The sequence below is a fragment of the Agromyces sp. H66 genome (assembly GCF_004959775.1).
Taxonomy (GTDB): Bacteria; Actinomycetota; Actinomycetes; order Actinomycetales; family Microbacteriaceae; genus Agromyces.
The window spans coordinates 1-1,275 of the sequence record NZ_SJZG01000030.1; the positions used below are offsets into that span (position 1 = coordinate 1).

Genomic DNA, 1,275 nt, shown 5'->3' on the forward strand with positions numbered 1-1,275 from the left:
CTCGCGGGCTCGGGCGCGCTTGTCCTCGATGTCGCAGATCGCGAGCCAGAGCAGCTTCACCGCGGCGACGTCGTTCGGGAAATGGCCCCGGTTCTTGGTGACCTTCCGCAACTGGTAGTTCAACGACTCGATCGCGTTGGTCGTGTAGATCACCCGGCGCAGCTCGGGCGGGAACGCGAGGAACGGTATGAACTTGTCCCAGGCGTCGTGGAACGACTTCACCGCCGACGGGTAACGCTTCCCGAGATCTGACGCCGCGAACTCCTCGAGCGCTTCCAGCGCGGCGTCCTCGTTCACGGCCTGGTAGATCGGCTTGAGCGCCGCGGCGACGACCTTGCGGTCCTTGTAGTTCACGAACCGCATCGACGCGCGGATCAGGTGGACGACACAGGTTTGCACGGTCGCTTCCGGCCACGTCGCGGCGATCGCTTCAGGGAACCCGGTCAGCCCGTCGCAGCAGACGATGAGCACGTCACGCACGCCGCGGTTCGCGAGCTCGGAGCACACCGACGCCCAGAACTTCGCGCCCTCGGTGGCCTGCACCCAGATGCCCAGGACGTGCTTGATGCCGTCCATGTCCACGCCGACGGCGATGTGCGCGGCCTTGTTGCGCACGTGCCCGCCCTCGCGGATCTTCACGATGATCGCGTCCAGATAGATCACCGGGTACAGCGATTCGAGCGGGCGGTGCTGCCAGGCGAGGACCTCCTCTGCGACCTGGTCGGTGATCTTCGAGATCGTCTCATGCGACAGGTCGGTGCCGATCGTGGACCCGAGGTGATGCTGGATATCGCGGATCGTCATCCCGCCCGCGTACAAGCTGATGATCATCCCGTCCAGCCCATCCAGCCGGCGCTGCCCTTTCGGGACCAGCATCGGGGTGAACGTCCCGTTCCGGTCCCGCGGGACCGAAAGCTCGATATCACCGATCTCGGTCGACACCGTCTTCGTGCTCGTGCCGTTGCGGGAGTTCGGATACAGAGACGCTTCCGCGTCCCCGCGGTCGTACCCAACGTGCTCGGTCAGTTCCGCGTCCAAGCCCCGCTCCAGCGCAGCCTTGAGCATGCCACCGAGCAGGCCCTGCTCGCCCGTGAGCGGCTCACCGGCATCGATCTTCGCGAAGATCTCATCCATCGCGCCCGACGCCTTGAGCTGATCCGCGAGTTCCTTCTGCCGACGCCGACGCTCCTCACGCTCCGGACTGATCGCATTCATGGTCATAGTGTCTCCTTCGAGGCGAACCCTCACCCCTTACACAGACCATCTGACAGGCTC

At 65.0% G+C, this 1,275-nt stretch carries 1 protein-coding gene; it reads right to left on the reverse strand.

All coding sequences use genetic code 11. The features are described 5' to 3' along the window. Window positions 1–1,221, reverse strand: a 1,221-nt coding sequence (locus EZM51_RS20380; protein WP_136710142.1) for an IS256 family transposase, incomplete at its 3' end; no start/stop codon positions are given. Window positions 1,222–1,275 lie beyond the last annotated feature (54 nt).